General features: G+C 44.3%; 23 protein-coding genes. 9 read left to right on the top strand and 14 right to left on the bottom strand.

The window, feature by feature from the left end; genetic code table 11:
- Positions 1 to 15: 15 nt before the first annotated feature.
- Positions 16 to 444, top strand: a complete 429-nt coding sequence (locus BGI33_RS00955) for a hypothetical protein (protein WP_180298944.1) — start codon at positions 16 to 18, stop codon at positions 442 to 444.
- A gap of 52 nt (positions 445 to 496) precedes the next feature.
- Here the strand turns inward: BGI33_RS00955 and lolA are convergent, their stop codons facing one another.
- Together lolA and BGI33_RS00965 are read right to left on the bottom strand one after the other, a co-directional pair.
- Positions 497 to 1,111, bottom strand: coding sequence for an outer membrane lipoprotein chaperone LolA (gene lolA / locus BGI33_RS00960; RefSeq protein WP_100089519.1), 615 nt, complete (start codon positions 1,109 to 1,111; stop codon positions 497 to 499).
- Positions 1,112 to 1,485: 374 nt separating this feature from the next.
- On the bottom strand, positions 1,486 to 1,899 hold the full coding sequence (locus BGI33_RS00965; RefSeq protein WP_100089520.1) for a DUF1090 domain-containing protein: 414 nt from the start codon (positions 1,897 to 1,899) through the stop codon (positions 1,486 to 1,488).
- A 153-nt stretch (positions 1,900 to 2,052) separates the two neighbouring features.
- On the opposite strand from BGI33_RS00965, the gene BGI33_RS00970 reads away from it, so the two are divergent.
- Positions 2,053 to 2,904: a ferritin-like domain-containing protein gene (locus tag BGI33_RS00970; RefSeq protein WP_373885076.1), complete on the top strand. Its 852-nt coding sequence runs from the start codon at positions 2,053 to 2,055 to the stop codon at positions 2,902 to 2,904.
- Positions 2,905 to 2,961: 57 nt separating this feature from the next.
- Here BGI33_RS00970 and BGI33_RS00975 read toward each other — a convergent pair whose 3' ends face one another.
- The 7 genes from BGI33_RS00975 to BGI33_RS01005 all read right to left on the bottom strand — a co-directional run bounded on the left by BGI33_RS00975 (position 2,962) and on the right by BGI33_RS01005 (position 10,974).
- A complete protein-coding gene (locus BGI33_RS00975; RefSeq protein WP_100089522.1) occupies positions 2,962 to 3,849 on the bottom strand; it encodes a metal ABC transporter substrate-binding protein in 888 nt (295 codons plus the stop codon).
- 44 nt (positions 3,850 to 3,893) lie between these two features.
- Positions 3,894 to 4,769 (bottom strand): metal ABC transporter permease, encoded by an 876-nt coding sequence (locus tag BGI33_RS00980; protein WP_100089590.1) that lies wholly within the window; start codon positions 4,767 to 4,769, stop codon positions 3,894 to 3,896.
- A 4-nt stretch (positions 4,770 to 4,773) separates the two neighbouring features.
- The gene (locus BGI33_RS00985; protein ID WP_100089591.1) at positions 4,774 to 5,502 is read right to left on the bottom strand and encodes a metal ABC transporter ATP-binding protein; all 729 of its coding nucleotides are present in this window, start codon (positions 5,500 to 5,502) and stop codon (positions 4,774 to 4,776) included.
- A 200-nt stretch (positions 5,503 to 5,702) separates the two neighbouring features.
- Positions 5,703 to 7,268: an FAD-dependent 5-carboxymethylaminomethyl-2-thiouridine(34) oxidoreductase MnmC gene (gene mnmC / locus BGI33_RS00990; RefSeq protein WP_100089523.1), complete on the bottom strand. Its 1,566-nt coding sequence runs from the start codon at positions 7,266 to 7,268 to the stop codon at positions 5,703 to 5,705.
- Entirely contained in the window at positions 7,265 to 9,385 is a 2,121-nt protein-coding gene (locus tag BGI33_RS00995) for an AsmA family protein (protein ID WP_180298945.1), read from the bottom strand. Before BGI33_RS00995 ends, mnmC begins: the two co-directional genes overlap by 4 nt.
- Positions 9,386 to 9,633: 248 nt before the next feature.
- Positions 9,634 to 10,107 carry a copper chaperone PCu(A)C gene (locus BGI33_RS01000; protein ID WP_180297534.1) on the bottom strand — a complete coding sequence of 158 codons (474 nt, stop codon included), beginning with the start codon at positions 10,105 to 10,107 and terminating at the stop codon, positions 9,634 to 9,636.
- Positions 10,108 to 10,182: 75 nt separating this feature from the next.
- Positions 10,183 to 10,974 (bottom strand): inositol monophosphatase family protein, encoded by a 792-nt coding sequence (locus tag BGI33_RS01005; protein WP_100089526.1) that lies wholly within the window; start codon positions 10,972 to 10,974, stop codon positions 10,183 to 10,185.
- 253 nt (positions 10,975 to 11,227) lie between these two features.
- Between BGI33_RS01005 and BGI33_RS01010 the strand changes: the two genes are divergently transcribed.
- The 4 genes from BGI33_RS01010 (at position 11,228) to clpP (ending at position 15,137) form a co-directional block, all read left to right on the top strand.
- Positions 11,228 to 12,040 carry an RNA methyltransferase gene (locus tag BGI33_RS01010; protein WP_100089527.1) on the top strand — a complete coding sequence of 271 codons (813 nt, stop codon included), beginning with the start codon at positions 11,228 to 11,230 and terminating at the stop codon, positions 12,038 to 12,040.
- 43 nt (positions 12,041 to 12,083) lie between these two features.
- Positions 12,084 to 12,947, top strand: coding sequence for a DUF1853 family protein (locus tag BGI33_RS01015; RefSeq protein ID WP_100089528.1), 864 nt, complete (start codon positions 12,084 to 12,086; stop codon positions 12,945 to 12,947).
- A 174-nt stretch (positions 12,948 to 13,121) separates the two neighbouring features.
- Positions 13,122 to 14,441: a trigger factor gene (gene tig, locus BGI33_RS01020; protein WP_100089529.1), complete on the top strand. Its 1,320-nt coding sequence runs from the start codon at positions 13,122 to 13,124 to the stop codon at positions 14,439 to 14,441.
- An 84-nt stretch (positions 14,442 to 14,525) separates the two neighbouring features.
- Complete coding sequence (gene clpP / locus BGI33_RS01025; RefSeq protein WP_100089530.1) at positions 14,526 to 15,137, top strand: ATP-dependent Clp endopeptidase proteolytic subunit ClpP; 612 nt, start codon at positions 14,526 to 14,528, stop codon at positions 15,135 to 15,137.
- Positions 15,138 to 15,260: 123 nt separating this feature from the next.
- Here clpP and rodA read toward each other — a convergent pair whose 3' ends face one another.
- From rodA to BGI33_RS01050, 5 genes are read right to left on the bottom strand one after another with little or no spacing between them, the layout of a single operon-like run.
- Positions 15,261 to 16,367, bottom strand: coding sequence for a rod shape-determining protein RodA (rodA, locus tag BGI33_RS01030; RefSeq protein WP_100089592.1), 1,107 nt, complete (start codon positions 16,365 to 16,367; stop codon positions 15,261 to 15,263).
- Positions 16,367 to 18,415 carry a penicillin-binding protein 2 gene (gene mrdA / locus BGI33_RS01035; RefSeq protein WP_100089531.1) on the bottom strand — a complete coding sequence of 683 codons (2,049 nt, stop codon included), beginning with the start codon at positions 18,413 to 18,415 and terminating at the stop codon, positions 16,367 to 16,369. The genes rodA and mrdA overlap by 1 nt, the downstream gene beginning before the upstream one ends.
- On the bottom strand, positions 18,412 to 18,909 hold the full coding sequence (mreD, locus tag BGI33_RS01040) for a rod shape-determining protein MreD (protein WP_100089532.1): 498 nt from the start codon (positions 18,907 to 18,909) through the stop codon (positions 18,412 to 18,414). Before mreD ends, mrdA begins: the two co-directional genes overlap by 4 nt.
- Positions 18,902 to 19,792 (bottom strand): rod shape-determining protein MreC, encoded by an 891-nt coding sequence (mreC, locus tag BGI33_RS01045; protein ID WP_100089533.1) that lies wholly within the window; start codon positions 19,790 to 19,792, stop codon positions 18,902 to 18,904. The genes mreD and mreC overlap by 8 nt, the downstream gene beginning before the upstream one ends.
- 31 nt (positions 19,793 to 19,823) lie before the next feature.
- Positions 19,824 to 20,861 carry a rod shape-determining protein gene (locus tag BGI33_RS01050; RefSeq protein WP_100089534.1) on the bottom strand — a complete coding sequence of 346 codons (1,038 nt, stop codon included), beginning with the start codon at positions 20,859 to 20,861 and terminating at the stop codon, positions 19,824 to 19,826.
- A gap of 190 nt (positions 20,862 to 21,051) precedes the next feature.
- On the opposite strand from BGI33_RS01050, the gene gatC reads away from it, so the two are divergent.
- The 3 genes from gatC to gatB all read left to right on the top strand — a co-directional run bounded on the left by gatC (position 21,052) and on the right by gatB (position 24,349).
- Entirely contained in the window at positions 21,052 to 21,339 is a 288-nt protein-coding gene (gatC, locus tag BGI33_RS01055) for an Asp-tRNA(Asn)/Glu-tRNA(Gln) amidotransferase subunit GatC (protein WP_100089535.1), read from the top strand.
- A gap of 94 nt (positions 21,340 to 21,433) precedes the next feature.
- The gene (gene gatA, locus BGI33_RS01060) at positions 21,434 to 22,891 is read left to right on the top strand and encodes an Asp-tRNA(Asn)/Glu-tRNA(Gln) amidotransferase subunit GatA (protein WP_100089593.1); all 1,458 of its coding nucleotides are present in this window, start codon (positions 21,434 to 21,436) and stop codon (positions 22,889 to 22,891) included.
- 15 nt (positions 22,892 to 22,906) lie between these two features.
- Positions 22,907 to 24,349, top strand: a complete 1,443-nt coding sequence (gatB, locus tag BGI33_RS01065; protein WP_257380397.1) for an Asp-tRNA(Asn)/Glu-tRNA(Gln) amidotransferase subunit GatB — start codon at positions 22,907 to 22,909, stop codon at positions 24,347 to 24,349.
- The last annotated feature ends 16 nt before the right edge of the window (positions 24,350 to 24,365 follow it).

Below are 24,365 nucleotides of genomic sequence, written 5' to 3' on the forward strand. Positions count from 1 at the left end.
ATAGAAGGAATTAATATGCATTGGCGTAGAATTTTCACTTTGGGCTTGATGGGCTTAGTGCTGGCTGCTTGTGCTACACCGGAACAAAAAGCTGCCCGGGCGGCAGCGGAAAAAGCTGCTGAACAGAAGCTGAAGCTGGATTTGGCATCACAATGTGATGCACGTACTGCCGAATTGATGCAGGCACAAATGCAAAATCCGGCATTTTTTTCTGACCCTGCCAATGCGAAAATAGCGGAAGAATATCGGCAAAAGGTTAATCTGCCGATTTTTCAGAGTTGTTACAGACTGGCTTGGGACAACTATGTGAGTAAGATAAGGTTACAACAGGCGCGAGACTGGGCAATGCAGCGCAGATGGGATGATGATATGAACTGGATGATGTTTAGGCCACGCTGGTGTCGCAGCACCCACAATGGACGTTCATATGTATACCGCTGCTGATAGCGAAATAAAACAGGCAGGTAATACCTGCCTGTTTGTTTAATTGTGCTTGCTACTGGGTCAGTACATCGACACCTTTGGGTGGTGTAAATTTAAACTGACTGCGGTTAAATTGCGGATGGGTATTGATTTTGCTGAATGTGATGGTGGTTTGATTACCAAAACTGTCTTTTAGCTGCATGTTGGCCAGATTGTCGCCACGAAAACCGATACGAATATTCTGATAACCGGTATTACTGCGTTTCGGTATGGCGCGTACATAATCGACACCATCGCTGCTGCCATCATCTGACAGGGAATAATTGGCATTCAGTGCTGATTTATTGGAAAGAATGGCTGCTGGCGAATCACCAATTGTCTGGTTCTGCTCTTGTTTGGTTACCTGAGCCAAATCCTGATCATATAACCAGACAGTCTTACCGTCGCCGACAATTGTCTGTTTATAAGGCTGCGTGTATTCCCAGCGAAAGAGCCCCGGGCGTTGAATGGCAAATGTCCCGGATGTTGTTTGCGTGCGTTTTTTGCTGTGAACTGTCTGGGTGAACTGGCCAGAAATACCATCTGTATCTGAATTAAATTTTTGCAGGGTGTCTAAACCACCTGCACTAACCAGTACACTGCTGATAGCCATAATGCCACTAAGCACAGCTTTACTCAAAATTCGCATTAATCACTCCTTTGCTAAACTATTAATGAATATTTTAGCTGTTCGCGGCTAAAGTTGAAACAGAAATTGCTTGTTTGGCTACTTCTGCACAATAGTGCTGCAAACAGGCAAAACCATTTTAGTAAATCAAGTGGCTATTTTAAATGATATCTTATGCATCTCAGGCAAGTAACCGGTTTCCTGAGGGGGCTAAAATAAAATTACAAATTAATAATATTAATTATTAGTTTGTATAATAAATTACTTTTTAATTATATTTAAAGATTAAAGCAATATTGGCGTGGGTGCCATATAAGTAAAGTAATCATGCAATAGGATTCTAATAGAAAAAATCGTAATCCTATTAACTTTTCCATCAGCATGGATTGATCAATTTACTGCTTGGCTGCCTGCTCAAAACGGGCAAAGTTCTGTTTTGCCTGTTGAAGTTTTGCCTTATTCTCATTCAGTTTATTTTGCAGGTCAGTAATTTTGTCACTGTCGCCTTTAGCCTGAGCTTTGTCCAGCTTGCGCTGGGTTTCATTAATTTTATTGGTTAACTTATCGATTTTCTGGGTATATTTCTGCCGCAAATCTTCGTTGCTACAGTTTTGGGCAATATCGGTTTTCTGGATATTTAGACGATTAATTTGTTTCTGATTATTATTGGCACGAGCATATTGTAATTGCTTCTCAATCTGTTGCTGCTTTTCTTTACAGGTTTGCCAATTGTCATCTGCTATGGCAGGAAATGTGGCTGACAAGGTCAGTGCAAGTAGGGTACCTTTAAGCGTGCGTGAATAATTCATATATTTATCCTTTTCATGTTAAAGATTTTATATTGTAAAACTATTAGGTGATTTCCACTATATGCAAAGTAAAATCTATCTAAATGATGGTTTATTTTGCTCGTGCAGGCCATGTATACTGAACTGTAATTTACTTTATGCCTGTTTTTGAAAATGTCTATTGCTGCCTTGCTGGAATCTGCCTTATTAAGTTGTTTGCCCGATGAAAAATGTGCCCTGAGCAATGCGGCACAACAGTTATGTTTACAAACACCAGCTAATGCATTGCAACGGGATGAAACTGCTGTAATTAAAGATTTTCGTTTTGCTGGCCATCCGGTGCGGCCAACGCTGGTGCCGCCAGCCAAAGTCAAAAGTCGCAAGTTTACGACAGCGGAGGGTTATGCAGCCTTATTGCATGCAGTTTGTCACATTGAGTTTAATGCAATCAATCTGGCGCTTGATGCTGCCTATCGTTTTCGGCTGTTACCAGAAGAATTTACTCGCGATTGGGTGCGGATTGCTGCCGAAGAAGCACATCATTTCCAGCTTATGCGGCAGCGTTTACAGGCCTTGGGCTACGATTATGGTGATTTTTCCGCGCATAATCATTTGTGGGATATGGCTTATAAAACCGCATTTGATCCACTGTTACGCATGGCTCTGGTGCCCAGAGTACTGGAAGCGCGTGGGCTGGATGTTACTCCGGGAATGCGTACTAAAATAGCGCAAAAGGGAGATGATGCCACTTGTGCCGTTTTGGATATTATCTATCGCGATGAGGTGGGGCATGTGCAGGTGGGGAATTACTGGTATCAGTATCTATGCAGACTGCGCGGTTTGGAACCATTGGCTTTATTCCGGCGCTTACTCAGTCGCTATGATTTATTTATTTTTCGTGGCTATGTGAATATTGATGCACGTGAACAGGCCGGTTTTTCGCGCTTTGAACTGGATATGCTGGAAAATTTTGAGCAAAACCGCCAGTCTAATGTACATAGCTGGCGGCAGGCTCTGCAAAATTAAAAGCAAACGCATAAACCAGGCACATAAGTTGATTGGGCTATGCGTTTGTTTGCCCGCTTATTTCATGGCAGCACTTAAAGCATTGACATTATAACGGAACATATCAATATAAGTTGCGGCGGGTGCGCCTTTACTCAGTGCATCAGAATACAGGTGGCCGCTAATTCTGGTTTGGGTTTCACTGGCAATCCGCTGTACCATTTTTGGATTTTTAATATTTTCAATAAAAATGGCTTTAATATGGTCACGGCGAATCTGATTGATGATTGCTGCTACCTGTCGCGCAGACGGTTCTGCTTCTGTGCTTACACCTTGCGGAGCGATGAATTGAATCTGGTAGCGCTTGGCCATATAGGCAAAAGCATCGTGTCCGGTCAGTATTTTACGTTTTTCTGGCGGTACGGCATTAAACATTTTGCTGGCCCAGGTGTTTAATCCTGCAAGTTGTTGCTGGTAGGCGGTCAGCCGCTGCTGATAGTAGGCTTTACCTTGCGGGTCTACACTAATCAGGGCATTGGCGATATTACGCGCATACGTTTGCATTAAAACGGGGTCATTCCAGACATGCGGGTCGGTGTGCTGGTGATGATCGTGTCCATCATCAGCCATCATCAGTGGCTGAATACCCTGAGTAACGACAAACAGGGGAACACGGCTTTGCTGGGCAGCACGTTGTAAAGACAAAGGTTCCAGTCCCAAACCATTCAGCAAAATCAGTTTGGCCGTACGCATTTGACGCAAATCCCTGCTTACCAACTGATACATGTGTGCATCCTGATCGGTACCAATCAGGCTGTGTACCTGAACACGTTCGCCACCAATTTGCTGAGTAACATCACCCAGAATACTGAAGCTGGTAATAACAGGTATAGGTGCGGCATAAATCATGCGGGCAAAGCCCGTCAGACATAAGGTTAACAGGCAGATAAAAAAGCCACGTTTCATTAGCACATCTCCTAAAATGGGTTTATGAATCAGTAATCTGTTTTTCAGGCAACATGATGGCGCTGGCGTCTGTATAAACGCCATAATATACCGCTCTCACTGCCAATAAATAACGACAAAATATAGACAAAGCCACAGCACAGAATAATGGCGGGGCCAGAAGGTAAATCAATATAGTAAGACAATAACAGGCCTACATAGCCGCACACCACTGCAATAGCAGCAGCTATGGTCATGATGCCGCCCATGGTTTTATGCCATAAACGCGCACTGATAGCGGGTAACATCATTAAACCTACGGACATCAGTGTGCCTAAAGCCTGAAAACCAGATACCAGATTCAATACGACAAGTACCAGGAATATAATATGCCACAGTGTACCCTTACCATTTACAGAGCGTAAAAACAAAGGGTCGATACTTTCAAGCATCAGTGGTCTATAGATAACGGCCAGTACCAGCATGGTTATACTGCTGACAACTGCGACTAATGTTAGTGCCGCACGGTCTACTGAAAGTATGGATCCAAACAATAAATTAAGTAAATCTACGCTATTACCACCTCTACTCACCAAGACCACCCCAAGTGCCAGACAGGTGAGAAAAAAAGCGGCAAAACTGGCATCCTCGCGCACATTGGCAAAGCGGCTGGCCAGCCCCGCCAGCAAAGCCATCAGCAGGCCGGCTATAAAGCCGCCTATGCTCATTGCAGGCAGGCTCAAACCTGCGAGCATATAGCCTACCGCGGCGCCCGGTAAAATGGCATGTCCCAGTGCATCACCCACCAGACTCATGCGACGCATCATCAGAAAAACACCTACGGGTGCGGTTCCCAGTGCCAGAAATACAATCGAACACAGGGCAAAACGCATGAAATCGTAATCAGCAAAAGGCTCTAGAAGAAAATGGGCAATATTCATTGATTTACCTGTCACACCACTGGTTTTGTTCATATTGCTGCATGGCTTCTTTTGCCTGTTGCAGATATTGATCCGTTAATACGCTGTCAGTTTTCCCTGCGGCAATTTTTTCACGTGCAATCAGCAGGGTATTAGGAAAATAGGCTTGTACCTGTTCGTAATCATGCAAAACGGTAATTACGGTACACTGGTGTTGTTGCTGGTGTGCCTTGAGAATATCCAGCAAAGCAAAAGTAGTAGCGGCGTCTACGGCATTAAATGGCTCATCCAATAACAATACTTTGGCATTCTGAATCAGCATGCGCGCCAGTAATACACGCTGAAACTGGCCATTGGATAACTGGGCAATGCTGCGTTCCTTATATTGCAGCATGCCTACCTGATTTAAAACATCAAGAATACGTTGATGCATGCTTGCGGAGACAGCGGAAAAAAAACCGGTCTCATACCACAAACCCATCGCTACGAGCTCAAATACACTCATTGGCTGGCTGCGATCAATGTCGGATTGTTGCGGCAGATAGGCAATATCAGATCGTTGCAATTGTGGCCAGCGAATCTGGCCGCTATCAAGGCGAACAAGATGCATGATGGCTTTCAGCAGTGTCGATTTACCCGCACCATTAGGGCCGAATATTGCCCACATTTCATTAGAATTAAAATCGATACTGATATGGTGGATAGCTGGCCGGTGTCGATAGCTAACGGTAACATTGTCAACCTGAATACTCATGATGCGCACACTGCCCAAGCATACATCAACCACAGCAATCCCAGAATCACGCTCACCCAGGATAAGCGTTTACCCACTCCACACAGCAAAAGAGAAAACATATTATGCCTTTACCGATTCAGCCTGATAATAAATGTTACTATATAACATTACAGTAATGATACCCTATAACATTAGAGCTGTGCAAAATGTTATTATGCTTAAATCGATAACTGGAAAGACTGATGGTGCGTCAGTGATCTAATGGGCAGGCGGTTAGGGTGGAGCGCCTGTTGCAGCCGAACCGACAATGGCGATGGCAGGCCAAGCATAGTGGCGGCTATGGCTTCTGCACATAGGGGAGCAGTTACCAGCCCGCGGCTGCCATGAGCTGTATTGATAAATATACCCGGCTGCCATGGACAGGGTTGAGTAAGCGGGTAGTTTTTGTCCAGACGTAATTGGGCATACTGTGTCAGCATGGCAAAAGTATCACCAACAGGCCCTACCACCGGTAAATGGTCGAAAGCATCACAGCGTATTGCTGCATGTCCCTGGGGGCTGGTATTTGGACATAAATCTGCGGCCAGATGTGGCAGCCATTGGCGTAATTGTTGCCAGTTAAGATTTTCATCCTCGGCAGACAAATTATCATCAGTCTGGTTAGGATGGAATGTAGCGCCAAAGCAAAGTTTATCTTGCCATGCTGGTGTGATATAGCTATTGCCACTCAGTGCACACTTTAGATGGGTTGCTTCTGAACGCATGCTGGCAGTGGTTGTCTGCCCGCGTATCTTATGCAGTGGCCAGCCAGCAACTGGATACAGGGAATTACTCTCGGCACCGGCACAAATCACAATATGAGATGCATCAAGATAAAACGATTTTTGCTGGTGCTGACAGGTGATCTGCCATAAGTCATTCTGGCGGGAAATCGTATTTACTTTAGTAGCCGTTAACACCTGTATCAGCGGATGTCTGAGTAAAACCTGAATCAAGCTAAATGGGTTAATCGCAGCACCATACGGCCACCATAGGCCACTATATGGCACATCTATACCAGCAATCTGGCCTGCCTCTGCTTTTGTAACAGTCTGAAAGAGTGCGCTCTGAGGATTTTGCTGTGCCAGCAAAGTGTTACGCTTCTCTTCGGTGGCGTTGTAATCCAGATGAATAACACCACAATCCAGCCAGCCTTGTCTGGCAGGCAGGCAATTCCTGAGGAGCGCATGGCTGTAGCCATAACCAGCCAGTAACAATTCTGTTTGTACAGTTGCATGCGCTGAAATTTTTGCATACAACAGGCCAAGATGATTGCCTGATGCTGCACTGGCAATTGCATGCTGCTCAATTACTGTTACCGCTATACCACGTTTTGCCAGCGCAAAAGCGGTGGCTGCTCCGGCGATACCCGCACCAATAACCACTACAGATTTAATCGGTAGTGGTGCCGGCAAGGTAAGCCAGGGCTTGTAAATGAATTTGGAATATAGCGGTGTAGGGCAGGCCATACCGGGATTAAACTGCACCCATTGCTCGTATACCTGTGGCTGAATAAGCGTAAATTTACCAGCATCATGAAAGGGATAGCTGAAAACGGGTTGCTGCTGCCAGAATACTTTTGCTTCAAGCCATTGCTGCACAATAGTCTGGCCGGCTGATGATTCTGCAAGCAAAGATTCTGGCCACTTTTCGGCAACAATCACTAGCTCTACTTGCTCATCATTGCCTAGCTGCTGGGCTAACTCATCTGGCTGTGGCCATCCATGAAAAACGTAAATGCTCATGGCTGGTGCGCTGGTTCATGGTTTTCAGATGATGCAGTGCTTCCCTGATTCAGCCATAACCATTGCTGCTGTAATGTTTGCCGTAAACTGTCCTGCTTTTGCTGCGATGTATGCAAGCCAGCAGTCAAGCGCTGATAGTCAATGGTGAAGGCTGGTCGGGTAAATGAGCCATTGATACGTAATGGCAACAGATTTTGCTGTTTCGCCCGTCGGGTAGCAATCAGTACGTTGTAATCCATCTGCTGTTGCAGCCACTTAACACTGCCTGTACCTTTAATATCAAAATTATCGGCATGCAATTCGATACGACTGTTTTTGGTATATCCATTATTTAATGGAATAGCCAGCCGGATAAAGCGAAACGGCGTCTGACTGGTTTCGTTATAGGCCACTGTAGTCTGGTTATCGCTGTTTTGCAGAATATTATTGATATCAATACCATTCCAGACACCCTGATTAATCTGGATGTGTGCCTGCCCGCTTAGGCTGGACAACCATTGCTGGCGGCTAATGCCAACACCATAGAAATCAATATCTGCATCGCCCTTGCCATCCAGATTATGCAAACCAAATGTATCCTGTAGGAAAGACTTCATTTGCACACGATTTGCGTGTTGCTGCACTTTCCAAGTTAATGGATTGGTATTACTTACCTGCAACATACCATTACTGCTACCACCATATATTTGCAGACTGATTGGGTTCAGCGTGAAAGTACGTGCATCTAAGGCTAGTTGGGTTTTAAACTGATTCAGTTGCACCGTAGGTGTGAGGATGGAGTCGATAGCCAGTTGTGTATTAACTGAATTGTTTCTGAACCAGCGAAGCCAGAGTTGTTGCCAGTCGGCTGATAGCAGATCTGTAGTCGTTTCTAAGTAAGGGCGTAAATTCAACTGCACAAGATGAATATTGCCGCTTATTTTCCCCAAATGCCGGTCTGTCTGATAATCCAGTGCAATGTTTATAGGCTGATTATCAAACTGACCTTGCAGATTGAGTTGGCCATTACCGGCATCATCACCCTGTACGGTACCTGATAAATCACTGATAAAACGTGAATTGGGCAGTGCATCTACTGTATCCTGATGGCTGTTAATCGAAAAATTATCAATTTTCCAGTGACGCATATCCAGCCAGGATAACTGCCCCCTGAGGGTCAGCGCGGTCTGATATAAATGACTTTGCCAGCCACTATCGATTTGAAACTGGGGTAGAGACCAATGATTCTGCAACCAGCTGGTATTGCTGGCAGATAATGTTGCATTAATCTCATTGTCGCCAATCTGTGCAGTGGCTACACCATTTAACTGCGGTAAAAACAGTTTAGCCCAGCCTACCTGCCAGTTTTGGCCGTTACCAGTAACATGTAACTTATTACGTTGGCTGTGCCACTGCCATTGCACGGCCGATGTCTGGAATAACTGCTGTTGTGGCAGCCAGCGAGCATCAAAATGCCACTGGCCATTACTGTCACCCAAAGTGGGCAAGCTGGTTTTTACGTCGAGTTTAACATCCTGCCATTGCATGACTGCATCAGGATGGAATACAGCGCTAAGCTGGCATTGCGTGGTTTGCATACCTTCACCACTTAACACCCCGTTTAGCTGAAGCATGCTGGTGCTGCCAAGATTTTGCCACCTTAAATTGAACTGATTAATCTGTTGCAGATTAATCCCATCATGAATGCGAAAACTGGCATTATCCAGAATCAGACGATTAATCTGAAGCTTCTTACCTTTATGTGACTTTTGCCATAAATCAACCAGATTCCAGTGCCCTTGACTATTTCGAATCAGATTAATATCTGTATCCATTAGCTGCAACTTTTCAATAGTCAGACGGCCAAACAGACTCTGCCAGCCCAGACCGATTTTCATATTATCAATATTGATATCATCTGTTTTGGTGGCTTTATTTTGAATGTGTACCTGATGCAAGGTTACAGTTGGGCGTGGAAATATTGAACGGCTGATATCCGGGTCAAAAACAACCTGACGGCCGCTCTCAGCCACGAGTGCATTAGCGCGCTTATTAATTTCTTCTGCATTAAACAAATAATGTAGCACAGCCATATCGATGGCCAAGAGCAAAAAGATGCCCAGACAGCTAAATACCATCAATTTCAGCCAGAATTTGCCTGAATGCAATAAGGAAATCATAAATAGTTAAAATTAAATTATTTTCAAAAAGCAGTAATCTGCCTGCTATGAGACTATATATTTGAGAAATATCTATTACTGACAGCAAATATAATCGACACTGAAAACACAGCACTGATTATACAAATAGTTACATAGAATTACCTGAGTAAATTCAGGTTTGGAATTTAAGTTAGCCAATTCAATTATCCAGCTGGCAGGCTAACTTAATGATGCATATGCGAATGTTCTGGCATGGCCGCATCTGTCTTAGTGGCCGGTGCGACACTAACTGGCACATTAAGGGTAATCGGTTTGGCATGGCGAAAGGTCAGGCGCACAGGAATGGTAGTCCCTTTTGTCAGTGGTTTTTTCAAACCCATCAACATAATATGCATTTTACCCGGCTGTAGCTGGGTTACCTGTCCAGCAGGCAAGGGCAGTCCATGTGCTAGCGGGCGCATCTTCATCACACCGTTTACCTCAATAGTTTCATGTACTTCACTGGACATTGCTACCGGTGTGGATGCACTCAGCAATACATCATCTTTACCAGAATGATTGTCCAAATCCATAAATACACCGCTGGAAGACATACCGGGTACGCTGAATCGTGCCCATGCATTATTGGCTACAATACCTTGTGCTAATACCAGACCTGCATATGAAGCTAACAAAGTGGTAAACAGAACTTTTTTCATGACTATTACCCCTATCAAAGACAGATATAAAATCTGGTGGTAGCGGTTTAACCGCATAAACCACCACAAAATATATTATATTGCTAAATGAGGTGCAATAATTTGCAATAACTGTGCCAGAATTTTCGGATTAGCAGCCACAATGTCACCACTATCCAGCCAAGTCTGCTCGCCCTGCATGTCGGTAACAATACCGCCAGCTTCCTGCACAATCAAAGCACCACCTGCAATATCCCACGGTTTCAGATTAAACTCAAAATATCCATCTACACGGCCACAGGCTACATTACATAAATCCAGTGCCGCAGACCCTTCACGGCGGCCACCGGCTGTTTTCGCCAATATATCTTTTAAAATGGCCAGATAAGTATCCATCATGCTCTGGTCAACAACTGGAAAACCCGTTGCAATCAGGCTGCGCAACAAATCAATGCGGTTGCTCACCCGAATGCGTTTATCATTCAGTAATGCACCTTGGCCGCGGCTGGCCACATACAAATCATTTTGCTCCGGTGCATAAACCAACGCTTCAGTTAAAGTTCCTTTGTGCAGCAATGCCATTGAAATGGCATACTGTTTATGACCATGCAAATAATTGGTAGTTCCATCCAGTGGATCAATAATCCACTGATATTCAGCATTGTCGTTACCCAGATAGCCAGCTTCCTCACTTAAAATGGCATGGTGTGGGTACACTTCCTGAAGAGTGTTAACAATAATACGTTCTGCCTCACGATCAACATCTGAAACAAAATCATTAGCAGCTTTATTATCAATTTTAATATTATTTAAATTGCTGCTGGCACGATGCATCATTTGGCCGGCCTTGCGTGCTGCTTTCCAGGCAGTAGTTAAAATAGGATTCATGCTAATTCTCGTGATAGGGCTGATAAAAGCTTAAAACAGATACAAAATGATGTATGTTAAAGAACAAATGCCGCATCTCAAAAACATTGCGGCAATTAAACAGAATAGATAGAAAGCAATTATACGGCAAAAAATGCTTTTTCCCAAACCGGCACGCCAGACCTACCGTTTGCACAGGATGATTTTGCTATAATATACAGGATTTATCAGTGTTCCGCTGTCTGAGAGCTCCATCCCTATTTTAATTGCAAACATGAATAAACCCATACTTCCCGATTTTCTTAATAACATTACTGTTGTGCTTACCCGCACCAGCCATCCGGCAAATATTGGCTCAGCAGCACGAGCCATGAAAACAATGGGGTTAAACAGATTGACACTGGTTGCACCCAATCTGATGCAGACTCTGATGACACCAGAGCCCGCTGTGTTTGATCATGCAAATCCTGCTGCTTTCGTTCTGCCTGAAGAAAGTTTTACTCTTGCTTCAGGTGCACGTGATGTACTGGAGAATGCGCGAATTGTTGCCTCCCTCAATGAAGCACTGGCAGAAACTACATTGTCCTGTGCATTAACCAGCCGGCGCCGTGAACTGACTGCATCATTGCATACGCCACGCGAAATTATGCCATCACTAATTGATGCCGCACGTGCTGAGCAGAAAATAGCACTTGTATTTGGTAATGAAACTTTTGGTTTGAGTATTGAAGAAGTACAAAGCTGCAATCGTTTGATTACCATCAATGGTAATCCAGGTTATTTTTCCCTCAATCTGGCACAGGCTGTACAGGTAATCTGTTATGAGTTGTTCAGTCACGTTGATATCAGCATGGCTCATTTAAAGCAGGAACAAAATCTGGCTACACATCAGCAGACAAGCAGTATGGTAGAACATTTACGTGAGGTAATGAGCACTGCCGGGTTCTTTAACCGTCGCAATGAAGAACGGCTAATGCGGCGCATGGCGGCCATGTTTGATCGTGCCCAGCTAAGCACGGAAGATATTGATGTCTTACGTGGCTTTTATAACACCATAAATCAACAAATACAGAAAAAGCATAATTAGCAGCCAATTGCACAATCTGTCTATACAAGAGGAGAAAAAACTTATGAATTATGCTTCTGATCCAATCTGGTGGCGTCTGAAAAAAACGATTGTGCGTGATTTGGCCAGCTTGCTAACCGCGCCATCGCCCTGGATATCATCTGCTGAGCTACCAGTTTCAATATTATTAGGAGATGAGGGATTTCGATTTCTGCTGTCACTAGATGAACAGCCGGATAATCTGTACCTGTTTCTGAAACAACATAGTGGCTATCAGACTCATCTGGGGGTATATGCAGAACGCTTACTTTACTACTGGTTTTTACATGCGCCGCATAGCCGCTTAATTGCTCATAATTTGCCCGTTCAGGATAATCAGCGCACAATAGGAGCCTTTGACTTCATCGTGCAGCTAAATGATCAGATTTTCCATCTGGAATTAACCTGTAAATATTATGGCAGCCAGTCAGACAAAGCAGAAAGTTTTATTGGCCTGAACAAAGCAGACCGGCTAATGGATAAAATGCACAAAATCAAACAGCAATTAGCATTAAGTATTCAGCCTGCTGCTGAAAGTGCTTTAAAAGACCTGATACTTGAACCCAGCCTGTTGCAGCGCGCCAGTATTATCCGTGGCATGCTATTTACACCCTCAGCCAACCAGCATTTTCAGGCACCGTTATATCCTTTATGCTGGCAGGGACGTTACATTGAAAATTGGGCAGAATTTGAATTTCAGGAGCACCAGCGCTTCTATGTACTTGACCATTTATCTTTCCTGTCGCCAGTACGCGTAAGCAGTAATGCAATTGTTAATTTCAATCAGATTAAGCAAATCAGGCAGGGCATGATTGCATTGGTGCAACAACACGCTGATGGCTATTGGCATGAAGTAGAAAGAATAATGAAAACAGCTCAGCACAGCTAATCAGCCACAAACTGCTGAAAGTGTTTTGTCATTACATAGGCTTTTATAAAGGCTTATGGTACACTTGCCATTTAATTTTTGTCTGCATGAGTGAATGCCCGTGTGCGTACAGCCCAAGCAGTACTTTTAAGACAAATGAACCAAATCAGATTAACTGACATCTAAGGGTTTACGATGAGCGTAACAGTAGAAAAACTAGATAATTTAGAGCGTAAAATCATTTTGGCTCTGAACTGGGAAGACATCCGAGCAAAAGTTAACGCACGCATGAAAGTAGCACAGAAACGTGCTCGTATTGATGGATTCCGTCCGGGTAAAGCACCGCTGAAAATGATTGATTCCATGTATGGTTATGGCATTCGCGATGAAGTGCTGAATGAAATGACCCATAAAGCATTTGAAGACCTTATCGTAGCTGAAAAACTGAAGGTTGCCGGCCTGAAAAGTCTTACTGCACTGGAAGATGCTGATCAGGATGATGAAAAAGTATATAAAATTGCCGTGGTATTTGAAGAATTCCCTGAAATCAAAATCGGTGATTTAAGTGCTCAGGAAGTAACTAAATTCAGTACTGAAATTGGCGACACAGAAATTGACAAAACTGTAGATATCCTGCGCCAGCAACGTACCCGTTTCAATCATGTAGAACGTGAAGCACGTAACGATGATCGGGTTATCATTGATTTTGCTGGTAAAATTGATGGTGAAGCATTTGCAGGCGGCACTGCCGAAAATTACCCCTTCCTGCTGGGCAAAGGCCAGATGTTGCCAGACTTTGAAGCAGGTATTGCTGGTATGAAAGAGGGCGATGTAAAAGAAGTTTCCGTAACATTCCCAGAAGATTATCAGAGTAAGGATCTGGCCGGTAAAACTGCTATTTTCACCATCACACTGAAAAATGTTTCTGAAGCAGTGCTGCCAGAAGTAAATGAAGAATTTGCCAAATCACTGGGTATTGAAGACGGTGATGTACAAAAAATGCGTGCTGAAATTAAGAAAAATGTCAGCCGTGAAGTAAACCGTCGTGTAAGTGAAATGACTAAAGACAGTGCCATTAATGCCTTACTGGCTGCTACTCCGGTTGATGTTCCTTCATCATTGATCACTGAAGAAGCAAAAACCATGGCCGCGCGAATGAAAGAAAATTTTGCGGCACAGGGTATGGATCAGAAAGATTTGGAATTGCCACTGGATATGTTCAATGAGCAGGCCAGCCGTCGTGTGGCCATCAGCCTGATTATGGGCGAACTGGTGCGCGAAGAAAAACTGGAACCATCAGAAGAACAGGTACGTAACGTAATCATTGAATTTGCGGATAGCTATGAAGACCCGCAAGAAGTTATCGACTGGTATTATAGCGATAAAAAGAATTTACAGGCACCTACTTCACTGGCTATAGAGCAGAATGTAGTTGACTACGTTTTAAGCAAAGCAAAAGTGGCAGATAAAGTACTGACTTTTGATGAAGTTATGGGACAACAGGCTCAGGCCTGAATGTAGTACGCATTAAACAACGACCAAAGCACCGAAGTAGTTGTGAAGCTGCTTAGGTGCTTTTATTTCAATTGAGGAAAAAACATGTCACATATTGAAAATCTGGGTCTGGTACCTATGGTTGTAGAACAGAGTGGCCGCGGAGAACGTGCGTATGACATCTATTCGCGCCTGCTCAAAGAACGGATTATATTTATGGTTGGCCCAGTTACCGATGAAACTGCCAATCTGGTTGTAGCCCAGTTACTGTTTCTGGAAAGTGAAAATCCTGATAAGGATATTTCTCTTTACATCAACTCTCCGGGCGGGTCGGTAACTGCCGGTATGTCCATTTTTGATACCATGAATTTCATCAAGCCTGATGTGGCAACTTTATGTCTGGGGCAGGCTGCAAGTATGGGCGCTTTCCTCCTGTCGGCTGGAGCTAAAGGTAAACGATTTGCTTTGCCAAATAGCCGGGTCATGATTCATCAACCACTTATCAGTGGTGGATTGGGTGGCCAGGCTTCGGATATCGAAATCCATGCGCGTGAATTACTCAAGCTGAAAAAACAATTAAACGAACATTTGGCGCGCCATACCGGCCAAAAACTGGCTCAAATTGAAAAAGACACCGATCGCGATAATTTTATGTCGGCTGAGGAAGCGAAAAAATACGGTCTGATTGATGAAGTCCTAACCCACAGACCCAAATAAAAAGCTTAGATAGATATTTAGATTCAGATTTTATATTTATGCAAAAAAATCGAAACCTTTTATAAGGTTTCGATTTTTTACTACTGCCGCCAAAAAAAGTATCAATCAAGATGCAATCTGGTATTACTGTTTGCGCTGATTACTGATACCCATCAGCATTGCCAGGATAACCATTACCGATAAAGTAGCGGTACCACCGTAGCTCACTAGCGGTAAAGGCACCCCAACCACAGGTAAAATACCACTAACCATGCCCATATTTACAAATGCATAGCAAAACAGGGTCATGGTCAAAGCACCAGCCAAGGTACGGCAATACAGTGTAGGTGCCTTAAAGGTAATATATAACCCACGCATAAGAATAAATGTGTATACAGTGACTAGCAGGATATTTCCGATCAGCCCAAACTCTTCACCAAACACAGCAAAGATGAAGTCTGTCGTTGATTCGGGAATATAATCAAGATGAGTTTGTGAGCCTTCCAGCCAGCCTTTACCCCAGATACCACCAGAACCAATTGCAGTCATTGATTGCAGAATATGATATCCGGCACCAAGGCGGTCTTTTGTGGGATCAAGCAAAGTTAAAACCCGCATGCGCTGATAATCATGCATTCCATAATTCCAGATTACAGGCAGCATGGCCACGAAACCAATAATCGCTGAAATAATGACTTTCCACGGTAAACCGGCGAAAAATATCACAAACAAACCAGATGCCATAATTAACGTAGCTGTACCTAAATCCGGCTGTTTTAAAATCAGTGCTACAGGAATAAAAATCAGCACAAAGGCAATACTATAGTGATACCAGCGTATATTACTTTCGTTTTTTTGAAAATACCATGCCAATAACATGGGAACCGCAATTTTCATAATTTCCGAAGGCTGAATACGAGCTATACCAATATTCAACCAGCGAGTAGAACCATTTACAGTAATTCCGACAAAATGTACACCAATCAGCAGCAATATACCCAGACAATACGACGGTAAAGCAAAATTACTTAATATCTGTGGTGGCGTACGAGCAATCACCCACAATAAAATAAAACTGAGAATGGTATGTAGAGTTTTATTTTCCAGCTGGCCAAAATCCTGTCCGTCGGCAGAATACAGCAGAAACAGACTCATCACATAAATGGTCAGCATGGCATAAAACAGCCATACATCCATTGGTGCCCACAATTTGTACCAAAAGCGTTTGAGCCATTGTTTTTCATTAATCATCATTTATCTCGCAAGCCAGACTGGGGATGATAAGCGCGCAGTAATGGCGGCAAAGCAGCCTGACTATGTTCATCATGCCGCCGCGCATCCATCATGGCATTATTGGATAAATCATTCATTGGTAAATCTGAAGCGTTGGTTGATTGGCCTGCACTGGGTAGATTTTTTAATTTTAACAGATAAAAATCAGCCAATTGCCGGGCAAGTGGCGCAGCTGTTGCCCCCCAGCCATTGTTTTCCAGAATAACAGCAATGGCAATCTGTGGTTTATCAGCTGGCGCAAAAGCAATAAACCAGGCATGGTCACGTAGCTGCATTTTCAGTGCTGCAGCATTATAACGGGCACCCTGTTTAATCTGCACCACCTGTGCTGTACCGGTTTTACCACCCATGGAATAACTCAAACCCGAACCGATTGCCGCGGCAGTACCACCCGGTTTCAATACCTTTTGCATTGCATCCTTAACGTATTCAAAATTGCTGCGCTTAAATGGTAATGTTCGAACCGGTTGCGGGTCGATTAAAGTCATTTTTTGTGAATTATGGTCGAGCAAAGCCTGAACCAGATGAGGACGATAGACTATACCATCATTACTCAGAATTGCTGTGGCAAAAGCTATCTGTAATGGAGTGTAAGCATTGTAGCCCTGTCCAATGGCCATGCTAACACTATCTGCCGGTTGCCATACCCGCGCCTGTGGCTTATTGCGAGCAAATCTTTTTTCCTTCCATGCGCGCGTAGGTAATACCCCCGTGTATTCATGATTTATATCGATACCGGTCTGTTTACCCAGATTAAACTGGGCTAAATAAGGTGACATACGGTCTACACCCATTTCATAACCCAGACGATAAAAGAATGTATCTGATGAAACCTGAATAGCCTTGCTCAGATTGGCCGAACCATGTCCGCTACGAGCAGCATCACGAAACTGATGGGTTGAACCTGGTATACTCCATACTCCTGGCGCAGGCAGAACTGTACTTTGGGTAAGCTTGCCACTTTCGAGCGCAGCCATAGCCAGAAATGGTTTGAAAGTAGAACCGGGCGGATACATTCCCTGTGTGGCACGATTCAATAAGGGATGGCGCCAGTCCTCATTCAGACTTTTCCATGTATCCGTATCAATTCCATCAATAAACAAATTCGGGTTATAACTCGGTTTGGATACCATTGCCAATATTGCACCCGTTTGCGGATTGATAGCTACCAAAGCACCTCGTTTATTACCCATCAGGCGGTCTGCCTCCTGCTGTACACGGATATCCAGTCCTAAACGAAGCGTTTGCCCAGGAATTGCAGGTACTGTTTTAATTGTACGGACAATATGACCTTGCGCATCTTTTTCAACTTCACGATAACCTGGAACGCCATGCAGCTGCCGTTCATAGTATTCTTCCAGTCCCATTTTGCCGATATGTGTGCTACCACGGTATAACGCAATCAGATTGGCTTTCTCAAGAGCAGTCATATCACGGTCACTGATACGGCCGATATATCCCACTATATGTGCCAGCAATTCGCCGTACGGATAATCCCGAAATGTTCGTGCATTAATTTCTACACCCGGAAAACGATACAGTTCAGCAGCCAGCCGGCTGGCTTCTTCCATGGTTAACTTAAGTTTTAATGGCACTTTGTCATAGGAACGATAGTCGGCACGGAATTTTTTAAAACGTTTCAGGTCACCAGGTGTGATATCTACATACGCGCGCAATGCATTAATTGTATCTTCAAGTTTGCCATGCACCTGATTTGGGGTGATTTCCAGCGAATAGGCTGGATAATTATGTGCCAGTACCACACCATTAACATCAACTATTTCACCTCTTATCGGTGGCGTGGGTATCAGCGAGATGCGATTGTTAGTGGCTGCAATAACATAGTCGTCATATTTAATTACTTGCAAATAGACAAAGCGGGCAATCAGCATGCAGAAACAGACGATAATCAATATAAAAGCAACCGCAATCCGCAGCCCCAGATCACCATGTTGAGCAGGTTTGGACGGGCGTTTTTTTTTGGTTCGAAATTGCAGTGCTTTCATAGACGTCTGGAATAGGCGAGATAAAGCATGAACTTGGATAAAAGAGGCCAGAGCAGAGCACTGATGAATGGAGAAACAAACAGATTCCAGCCAGTAAACTGATGGGTTGAAAAGAAATGTACAATCACTAATAACAATGTCATCAGCATCAGGCAGCCAAAAATAGTCAGAGCCTGATATCCATAGGAATAACCAAGTATCTGATGCCGGTTTTGCTCAACCAGATATACTGCCGCCATTAAACCCAATGCATGTTGCCCAAACGGTGTACCAAGGCCAACATCCATCACCAGACCAAGTACAAAAGCCATACCGATACCAATGTTTTTTGGCCGGTGTAAGCTCCAGTACAAAGTCATCATAGCTGTGCAGGCTGGCAACCAGCCAGCCAGAGGTTGAGGAAAAGGAATCAGGTCAAGAAATAGTGCAACCACCAGGCTCAATACAATAAGCCGTTTTCGGGTACGACGGTGCAGGCTGTCAACTTCAGTCATGATTGGCAGAGGGTGGGTTAGTAACTACTACATCAGCAGAATAATGAGCAGTCTGCCCATGCTTTTGTGGAATAACCAGTACAAAATTGCTATTGTGTAACTGTGCAACAGGTTCAATCTGTACACGATAATAAGGCGAACCATTACCACTTTGTACCTGTGTCACAGTAGCAATAGGGATACCAGCCGGATAAATACTGTCCATTCCGGAAGTAACCAGTAAGTCGTCACGCAACAGGCTTGCATTGGCAGGAAAATAGCGCAGATCCAGACTGCCCGAACGGCCATAAATCAGTGTACGTACACCAGTTCGCATCACCATCGCCGGAATAACTGTATTACTACTGGTTATCAAGGTGACTTCAGAACTTAATGGCTGAACAGACGTAATCTGACCAATCAGCCCATGTTCGTCGCTTACCGCATCACCCTGACGAATCTGATGGTGGCTGCCCTTATCAATAATGAAACGATCAGCCAGTGGATTGGCATCATTGGATACAATCTGTGCCACCTGTGCCTGTGGTAGCGCTGCTTTCTGGAGTTGGGACAAATGATCCAGGCTAACTACAGATTTTAACTGTACATCCAACTGACTGATTTGCAGTTTGAGCTGCGCATTTTGCGCCTTTAACATCCTGTTTTCATTGCTCAGGTTTTGCTGTTTTTCAAAAAAAACCATGCTATTGGAAACAGCATTAACCGGCTGCATGGCCAGCCATTGCAAGGGATATAAGGCCGTACCAATATAATTGCGGCTGATTTTAACCACATCATAACGATTATCAAGCAACAGCAATGCAACCGCAACCAGTGACAAAACAACCAGTTTACTGGTACTGCGCAGGCCATTGTGGACAAAATTAAGTGAAGGCTCTGCCATTGTTAATTATATTAAACAAACATTACGGTGTTTAAGGATTGGATACAAATACAGAATTCATTTTACCAATCATATCTAGCGCATGACCAGAACCACGAGCAACACAAGTTAGCGGATCTTCGGCAATCATCACTGGCAGACCGGTTTCTTCTGACAGCAATCGATCCAAACCTTTCAGTAATGCACCACCACCAGTCAGTACCAAACCACGGTCGGCAATATCAGCACCCAGCTCCGGTGGCGTCTGTTCCAGAGCGTTTTTAACGGCTTGCACAATCTGGTTTAATGGTTCAGTCAGCGCCTCAAGTACTTCATTCGAACTGATTGTAAAGGCACGGGGAATGCCCTCAGCCAGGTTACGGCCTTTAACCTCAATTTCCTTAACTTCCATACCTGGGAAAGCAGAACCGATGCTTTTCTTGATTTCCTCAGCAGTTGATTCACCAATCAGCATGCCATAATTGCGTCGTACATAGTTGATGATTGCATCATCAAACGCATCTCCGCCTACACGGATTGAGTGAGAATAAACCACGCCAGACAGGGAAATCACGCCCACTTCAGTTGTACCACCACCAATATCAACCACCATGGAACCAGTAGGTTCTTCAATAGGCAAACCTGCACCAATAGCTGCGGCCATTGGTTCTTCAATCAGGTTAACAATTGACGCTCCAGCAGCCAGAGCAGAGTCACGAATGGCTTTGCGCTCAACCTGAGTTGAGCCACAAGGCACACAGATAACAATACGTGGTGCAGTAAAGCGGCTATTGTTTACTTTTTTGATAAATTGCTTGAGCATTTTTTCAGTGACATTAAAGTCAGCAATCACCCCATCTTTCATTGGCCGGATTGCCTGAATACTACCCGGAGTGCGTCCCAGCATTTTTTTTGCTGCTGTACCTACCGCCAGCATACCATTTTTAGCATTTATGGTATCGTTTTGCACGGCAACAACTGACGGTTCATTCAGTACGATCCCTTTATTTTTAATAAAAATCAAAGTATTGGCTGTACCGAGATCAATAGCCAGATCATTGGATAAATATTTGGTAAAAAAGCGAAACATGAGGCTGTCCTAATGAACTTTTAAATTATAAGTATGGCAAAAGCTGTTGTGTGACACATTAACCAAAGCAAATCAATGCGCCAAAGAATAGGGTTTTCGGTTATAATTCGACGCTATGTAATAACCGAATCAGAACGCGCAATGATACCGCAGTTTGCCCGTTTTGCTAAATCAAATTTAAGGATTTTTGATGGCTTTAACATTAAGTGATGTAGATAAGCTCGCACGCCTCTCTCGCTTGAGTCTTTCAGAAACAGAGCGAAATAATATGCTGGCAGAACTTAATCATGTATTCGATCTGGTCGAAAAAATGCAGGAAGTCAACACAGATGGGGTTGAACCAATGGCGCATCCACATGAAGTGGCATTACGTTTACGTGACGATTGCGTTACTGAAAAAGATGAGCACAGTGCGTTACAGTCATGCGCTCCTCTGGTAGACAAGGATATGTATCTCGTACCCAAGGTTATCGAATAAGCTCATACTTCATGATATTAACCTTATCTTTATTTCGTTTGAATTTATCGCAGGCAGCCTCTAACAAGTGTTGCCTGAAAGCTATATAACCATTATGCCAAAAACTTATACATTGAAACAGTGCAGTGAGTTGCTGCAATCAAAACAGGCTTCGGCCAGCGAATTGGCGCAGGAATATCTGGCTGCAATTGCAGAGGGCAATACCAGCCTGAATGCCTATGTAACATTGGATAAAGAACGTACTCTTGCTGAAGCCAAAGCTGCTGATACACTTTTGGCACAGGGTTCAGCTACAGCGTTAACAGGTGTGCCCATAGCTTATAAGGATATCTTCTGTCAGCAGGGTTGGCGCAGTGCCTGTTCTAGTAAAATGCTGGACAACTTTATCGCTCCTTATACGGCTACAGTAGTACAGAATCTGCTTGATGCAGGCATGGTTACTCTCGGGCGCACCAATATGGATGAATTCGCCATGGGTTCGACTACCGAGTCTTCCCACTATGGCATCACTCGTAATCCATGGCAGCATGAACATGTGCCCGGCGGTTCTTCTGGTGGTTCAGCCGCGGCTATTGCTGCACGTCTGGCTCCCGCGGCACTCGGTTCGGATACTGGTGGCTCTATCCGCCAGCCAGCTTCACATTGCGGTATTACTGGCCTGAAACCCACTTATGGTTTAGTCAGCCGTTTTGGTATGATTGCTTATGCTTCCAGCTTTGATCAGGCCGGACCGATGGCACAAACCGCAGAAGACTGTGCACTGTTACTCAATAGCATGGCAGGTTTTGATGAACGCGATTCCACCAGCATCGAGCGCAATAAAGAAGATTACACCCGGGATTTAAACCGTCCGTTACAAGGACTGAAAGTAGGCCTGCCACGTGAATTTTTTGGTGAGGGACTGGATAATCAAGTACATACATCTATTGATAATGTTATAGAAGTACTGAAAAAACAGGGGGCAGAGATTGTAGATATCACCTTGCCGCATACTGAGTTATCCATTCCAGCCTATTATGTACTTACATCTGCTGAAGCTAGTACCAACCTGTCACGTTATGACGGCGTGCGTTATGGTCATCGCGCAGCTGAATTTGGCAATCTGGATGAAATGTACAGTAATAGCCGTGCGGAAGGTTTTGGTGATGAGGTGAAACGCCGTATCATGATCGGTACTTACGTTCTGTCTCATGGTTACTATGATGCCTATTACCTGAAAGCACAAAAATTACGCCGTATGGTTGCAAATGACTTTCAAGCTGCACTAAATCAGTGCGATATTATTCTGGCACCAGTTGCACCTACTGCGGCACCCGCATTGGGAAGCCATAACAGTGATCCGGTACAAATGTACCTGTCTGATATTTACACGGTTTCACTTAATCTGGCCGGTCTGCCGGGCATTGCGTTACCAGCAGGTTTTACCACCAGTGGACTGCCTGTAGGTGTTCAGCTCATCGGTAACTATTTCGCAGAAAGCCGTCTGCTTGGTGTTGCGCACCAGATTCAGCAAAATAGTGATTGGCATACCAGAACACCATTTGCACAATAACTGCCAGTATACGAATTGAAAGAAGACAGAATGAATTGGGAAACTGTAATCGGTCTGGAAATCCACGTTCAGTTAAATACACAGTCAAAAATTTTTAGTGGCTCATCAACTGCATTTGGTGCCGCTCCTAATGCTCAGGCTAATGTGGTGGACTGTGCCTTACCCGGCGCCTTACCAGTAATGAATCGTGAAGTAGTTAACAAGGCCATCAAGCTTGGGCTGGCATTAGGTGCCACGATTAACCGAAAAAATGTTTTTGATCGTAAAAACTACTTTTATCCTGATTTGCCCAAGGGGTATCAAATCAGCCAGTTGGAGCTGCCTATCGTAGAACATGGCCAGCTGGAAATTGTAGTGGGTAATGAAGTAAAAATCATTAATGTAACCAGAGCACACATGGAAGAAGATGCCGGTAAATCTATCCATGATGAATTTGAACAATATACAGGTATTGATCTGAATCGTGCCGGTACGCCTTTGCTCGAAGTGGTATCCGAACCGGAAATGCGTTCAGCAGCCGACGCTGTTGCATATGCCAGAGCAATGCACAGTCTGGTAACGTGGCTGGATATTTGTGACGGGAATATGGCAGAAGGTTCTTTCCGTATTGATGCCAATGTTTCAGTACGTCCCAAAGGGCAGGCAGAATTCGGTACCCGCTGTGAAATCAAAAACCTGAATTCTTTCCGTTTTCTGGAACAGGCGATTAATTATGAAGTGGAGCGGCAAATTGAACTGATTGAAGATGGCGGCAAAGTTATCCAGCAAACACGTCTGTTTGATCCCAATAAAGGTGAAACCCGAGCCATGCGCAGCAAAGAAGATGCGCATGACTACCGCTATTTTCCCGACCCTGATTTATTACCAGTAATCATTACGGATGCCATGCTGGATGCTGCTAAAGCAGCCATGCCGGAGCTGCCAAAAGAAATGGCCACCCGATTTATCGAACAGTACGGTATTTCTGACTATGATGCACGGTTGCTAACCAGCAATCATATTCAGGCCAGCTGGTTTGAACAGGCAGCCAAATTAAGCGGTCACGGCAAGCTGGTCGCTAACTGGATGCTGGGCGAACTTGCTGCCGCACTGAATAAAGCCGGTATAGATATCTCCGCCAGTCCAATCAGTGCAGAACGTCTGGCGGGTTTGACAAGCCGGATTGCAGACAATACCTTAAGTAACAAACTGGCTAAACAGGTATTTGAAACCATGTGGGACAGTGATCTGACTGCTGATGCTATTATTGAACGTGATGGCCTGAAACAGATGACGGACACTGGCGCAATTGAGAAAATCATTGATGAAGTGCTCGCCAATAACCAGAAATCTGTAGAAGAATTCAAGTCTGGCAAAGAAAAAGCATTTAATGCTTTGGTGGGGCAGGTCATGAAAGCTTCACGTGGTAAAGCCAATCCACAACAGGTTCAGTCTTTACTGCGTAGCAAACTGGCCTAGGTATTATAAGGATTAA

It is taken from the genome of Snodgrassella alvi, from assembly GCF_002777425.1.
In the GTDB taxonomy this organism is placed as follows: Bacteria; Pseudomonadota; Gammaproteobacteria; order Burkholderiales; family Neisseriaceae; genus Snodgrassella; species Snodgrassella alvi_B.

Bases quoted from the DNA above. Each gene is read 5' to 3' on its own strand.
- lolA (WP_100089519.1), bottom strand. From the start codon at position 1,111: ATGCGAATTTTGAGTAAAGCTGTGCTTAGTGGCATTATGGCTATCAGC.
- rodA (WP_100089592.1), bottom strand. From the start codon at position 16,367: ATGATTAATGAAAAACAATGGCTCAAACGCTTTTGGTACAAATTGTGG.
- BGI33_RS01050 (WP_100089534.1), bottom strand. From the start codon at position 20,861: ATGTTTCGCTTTTTTACCAAATATTTATCCAATGATCTGGCTATTGAT.
- BGI33_RS00995 (WP_180298945.1), bottom strand. From the start codon at position 9,385: ATGGTATTTAGCTGTCTGGGCATCTTTTTGCTCTTGGCCATCGATATG.
- BGI33_RS00955 (WP_180298944.1), top strand. From the start codon at position 16: ATGCATTGGCGTAGAATTTTCACTTTGGGCTTGATGGGCTTAGTGCTG.
- BGI33_RS01010 (WP_100089527.1), top strand. From the start codon at position 11,228: ATGAATAAACCCATACTTCCCGATTTTCTTAATAACATTACTGTTGTG.
- BGI33_RS01005 (WP_100089526.1), bottom strand. From the start codon at position 10,974: ATGAATCCTATTTTAACTACTGCCTGGAAAGCAGCACGCAAGGCCGGC.
- BGI33_RS00980 (WP_100089590.1), bottom strand. From the start codon at position 4,769: ATGAATATTGCCCATTTTCTTCTAGAGCCTTTTGCTGATTACGATTTC.
- tig (WP_100089529.1), top strand. From the start codon at position 13,122: ATGAGCGTAACAGTAGAAAAACTAGATAATTTAGAGCGTAAAATCATT.
- BGI33_RS01015 (WP_100089528.1), top strand. From the start codon at position 12,084: ATGAATTATGCTTCTGATCCAATCTGGTGGCGTCTGAAAAAAACGATT.
- gatC (WP_100089535.1), top strand. From the start codon at position 21,052: ATGGCTTTAACATTAAGTGATGTAGATAAGCTCGCACGCCTCTCTCGC.
- BGI33_RS01000 (WP_180297534.1), bottom strand. From the start codon at position 10,107: ATGAAAAAAGTTCTGTTTACCACTTTGTTAGCTTCATATGCAGGTCTG.
- BGI33_RS00970 (WP_373885076.1), top strand. From the start codon at position 2,053: ATGTCTATTGCTGCCTTGCTGGAATCTGCCTTATTAAGTTGTTTGCCC.
- mreC (WP_100089533.1), bottom strand. From the start codon at position 19,792: ATGGCAGAGCCTTCACTTAATTTTGTCCACAATGGCCTGCGCAGTACC.
- BGI33_RS00975 (WP_100089522.1), bottom strand. From the start codon at position 3,849: ATGAAACGTGGCTTTTTTATCTGCCTGTTAACCTTATGTCTGACGGGC.
- BGI33_RS00965 (WP_100089520.1), bottom strand. From the start codon at position 1,899: ATGAATTATTCACGCACGCTTAAAGGTACCCTACTTGCACTGACCTTG.
- mnmC (WP_100089523.1), bottom strand. From the start codon at position 7,268: ATGAGCATTTACGTTTTTCATGGATGGCCACAGCCAGATGAGTTAGCC.
- gatA (WP_100089593.1), top strand. From the start codon at position 21,434: ATGCCAAAAACTTATACATTGAAACAGTGCAGTGAGTTGCTGCAATCA.
- mreD (WP_100089532.1), bottom strand. From the start codon at position 18,909: ATGACTGAAGTTGACAGCCTGCACCGTCGTACCCGAAAACGGCTTATT.
- BGI33_RS00985 (WP_100089591.1), bottom strand. From the start codon at position 5,502: ATGAGTATTCAGGTTGACAATGTTACCGTTAGCTATCGACACCGGCCA.
- mrdA (WP_100089531.1), bottom strand. From the start codon at position 18,415: ATGAAAGCACTGCAATTTCGAACCAAAAAAAAACGCCCGTCCAAACCT.
- clpP (WP_100089530.1), top strand. From the start codon at position 14,526: ATGTCACATATTGAAAATCTGGGTCTGGTACCTATGGTTGTAGAACAG.